The 3,326-nt window shown below is 64.5% G+C and carries 4 protein-coding genes; all 4 read left to right on the top strand.

The features are described 5' to 3' along the window. Positions 1-377 (top strand): hypothetical protein (locus Q0176_RS07880; RefSeq protein ID WP_299301181.1); only part of this gene is annotated, 377 nt, incomplete at its 5' end. A gap of 98 nt (positions 378-475) precedes the next feature. Then, positions 476-1,516 carry a galactose ABC transporter substrate-binding protein gene (locus Q0176_RS07875; protein WP_299301178.1) on the top strand — a complete coding sequence of 347 codons (1,041 nt, stop codon included), beginning with the start codon at positions 476-478 and terminating at the stop codon, positions 1,514-1,516. A gap of 41 nt (positions 1,517-1,557) precedes the next feature. Further along, positions 1,558-2,547, top strand: a complete 990-nt coding sequence (gene galE / locus Q0176_RS07870; protein ID WP_299301175.1) for a UDP-glucose 4-epimerase GalE — start codon at positions 1,558-1,560, stop codon at positions 2,545-2,547. 42 nt (positions 2,548-2,589) lie between these two features. Continuing rightward, a partial coding sequence (locus Q0176_RS07865) for a DUF262 domain-containing protein (protein ID WP_299301172.1) occupies positions 2,590-3,326 on the top strand: 737 nt, incomplete at its 3' end.

Here is a 3,326-nt window from a genome sequence, read left to right as displayed (position 1 = left end):
TCGCCCTGACCGAGGCCAGCGGCGGCGGCATGCTGGGCCTGTTCTCCTCGCGCCGGGCCGCTGCGGAGGCCGCCGAGGGCTCCGGGGAGGACCGGAACGAGCTGTTCTTCCGGACGCCGGGGACGGATCGGTATTGGTGGAGCCCCCTGCGTTTCTCGGACTCCGCGCGGGCCTCGGTCCTGAAACGATGGGGACGTGCCGTGGACGGTTCCACGCTGACGGTCCCGCAGGAACGGGCCGCGGCCAAGGAGGAGTTCCGCGCCGCGCCCGTGGGGCTGCCGGAGGAGTTCGGCGTCAGTTCCGATCAGGAGCCCGGCTCCTCCTTGGAGGTGGGCGACGTGATCTTCAACCCCGTTCCCCGGCCGCGGAGCAACTGATTTTCTGAATTTTCCCCGGGCGTGGCTGATCGGAGCTGTTTTCAGAACCTTGGGCGGCTTGACCAAAGACGACAGACGATTGCAGGAGGGATTTGGCGATGAAAATGAAGTGGAGAGATGGGTTGTTTTCGGCGGCGGGGCTGCTCGTTTTTTGTGCATTCTGTGCGGCGGGCGCGACCATGGCGTCGGATGTACTGGTCGGCGCCTGCATCTACAAGTTTGACGACACCTTCATGAAGGGCGTGCGCAGGAACATGGTCTCGGAGATGAAGAAGCTGGGGGGCGAGCTGGAGGTCGCGGACTCGCAGAACCAGCAGCCGGTCCAGGACGGCCAGGTGGGCGCCTTCATCAACAAGGGGGCGAAGGCGCTGATCGTCAATCTCGTCAATCCCGTGGACCGGGCGGTGGCCGCTTCGCTCCTGGAGAAGGCCAGGGCGGCGAACCTGCCGATCGTCTTTCTCAACCGCGAGCCGGACGCCGAGGTCATGAAGTCCTACGATAAGGCCTGCTACGTCGGGACCCACGCGGAGGAGTCCGGAAGGCTTTTGGGCGAGCTGATCGTGGACTACTTCAAGGGACATCCCGAGGCGGACAGGAACGGGGATGGCAAAATTCAGTACGTCATGCTGCGCGGCGGAGAGGGGCAGCAGGACGCCATCCTGCGAACGGAGTTCTCCGTCAAGGCGATGAAGGACGGCGGGTTCGAGGTGGAAGAACTGGCCAGCGAAACGGCAAACTGGGACAAGGCCCAGGGCGCCGAGAGGATGAAGGGCTTCATCGCCTCCGTGGGGCTGGACAGGATCGAGGCCGTGGTGGCGAACAACGACAGCATGGCCCTGGGCGCCATCGCCGCACTGAAGGCCGAGGGCTATAACCTGGGCGACGCCGCGAAGTACATCCCCGTTGTGGGCGTGGATGCCACGGCGCCGGCACTCGAGGCCATGGGCCAGGGTACCCTGCTGGGCACGGTGCTGAACGACGCCCGGAGCCAGGGAGCCGCCGCGGTCCGAGCCGCCTTCGCGGCCGCGCAGGGCCGGGCCATCGACAAGGAGACCGTCGGCTACGAGGTGACCGACGGAAAGTACATCTGGATTCCTTATATGAAGGTCACGACCGAGAACTTCAAGAGATTGATGTAGGCGGGCGATCCGGTGTCCGGTAAACTTCGGAGAGGTCCTTCATGTCCGTTCTGATCTGCGGCGGGGCCGGCTACATCGGTTCCCATAATGTGCGGGCCCTGCTGGACCGGGGCGAGAGCGTGGTGGTGCTGGACAACCTCTGGACCGGACACCGGGCGGCGCTGCCGGAGTCCGTGCCCTTCTACGAGGGCGACGTCCGAGACGCGGCGCTGCTAGACAGGATCATGGGCGAACATCCCATAGAGGCGGTCGTTCACTTCTGCGCCTGCTCCCTGGTGGGAGAAAGCGTCGAGCGGCCGCTCCGCTACTTCAACAACAACGTGTACGGGATGCAGGTCCTGCTGGAGGCGATGGAGCGGCACGGCCTGGACAGGATCGTGTTCTCCTCCTCCGCGTCGGTCTACGGCGAGCCGAAGCGCGTCCCCATCACGGAGGACGACGAGACCCTGCCCACCAACCCCTACGGCGAGACCAAGCGGATGATGGAGCGCATGATGCACTGGGTGGGGCTGCGGCACGGCATCCGATACGTCTCGCTGCGCTACTTCAACGTGGCGGGAGCGCGCGAGGACGGCAGCATCGGCGAGGATCACCGGTGCGAGACGCATCTGGTGCCCATCATCCTCCAGGTTCCGGTGGGCCGGCGGACGCACGTCACGATCTACGGGGACGATTACCCCACGCCGGACGGCACCTGCATCCGGGATTACGTCCATATCTCCGACCTGGCCGATGCGCACCTCCGGGCATTGGACCACCTCCGCGGAGGCGGGGAGGGCGGCATCTTCAACCTGGGCAGCGGAGACGGTTACTCGGTGAGGGCGATGATCGAGGCGGCCCGCGCCGTGACGGGCCACGCGATTCCCGTGGAGGTCGGCCCGCGCCGTGCGGGCGACCCGGCGCGGCTGGTGGCCGACAGCACGAGGGCAAGGAAGATCCTGGGCTGGACCCCGCGCGTCACCAACATGGAGGATATCGTCGCGACGGCGTGGAACTGGCACCGCAGCCACCCGGACGGGTACGGGGACTGAGGCCGTACGGCTATTGGGCTTAGGGGAAAGGTGGGATGGAGTGTGGCGGCACTCAATTTCAACACGGCGAACTCCACGTTCAGGCAGCTCTTTGGCAACGGACTGAGCTACCACGTCCCCGCCTTCCAGCGGGATTACTCCTGGACGGAGGACGAGTGGGACGACCTGTGGCAGGACCTCCTCGGGCTGTTCGAGCCCGACGGGGAGCCCGCGCACTATATGGGATACCTGGTCCTGCAGTCCTCGGACAGCAAACGTTTCGACATCATCGACGGCCAGCAGCGCCTCACGACGATCAGCGTGATGCTCCTGGCCGGATTAGGGCATCTTCAGGACCTTGTGGAGGCCGAGTTGGATGCTGAAAGGAACATCGTAAGGAAAGAGCAGCTTCGGGGAAGCTATATCGGCTACCTCGACCCGGTGACGTTGGTGCCGCGTTCCAAGCTGGAACTGAACCGGCACAACAACCGCTTTTATCAGAACTATCTGGTTCCCCTCGAAAATCTGCCCCAGAGGGGACTCAACGCCTCGGAGCATCAGCTGCGCAAGGCCTTCATCTGGTTCAGGGAGCGCATCAGAGCCCGATGCGGCATGACGGTCTCCAGCGGGGAGAATCTGGCGGCCTTTCTGGACTCCCTCGTGGACAAACTTTTTTTCACCGTCATCACCGTGACCGACGAACTGAACGCCTTCAAGGTGTTCGAGACCCTCAACGCCCGCGGGGTGAGGCTGTCCGCGACCGACCTGCTGAAAAACTACCTGTTTTCGGTCATCAGCTC

Origin of the sequence: uncultured Fretibacterium sp. (assembly GCF_938040765.1) — a bacterium.
Lineage (GTDB): Bacteria > Synergistota > Synergistia > Synergistales > Aminobacteriaceae > CAJPSE01.
This window is presented reverse-complemented; position numbering and strand designations above follow the sequence as displayed.

What these genes read in the sequence shown, in the direction of transcription:
- Q0176_RS07875 (WP_299301178.1), top strand. Translation starts at nt 476, where the DNA reads ATGAAAATGAAGTGGAGAGATGGGTTGTTTTCGGCGGCGGGGCTGCTC.
- galE (WP_299301175.1), top strand. Translation starts at nt 1,558, where the DNA reads ATGTCCGTTCTGATCTGCGGCGGGGCCGGCTACATCGGTTCCCATAAT.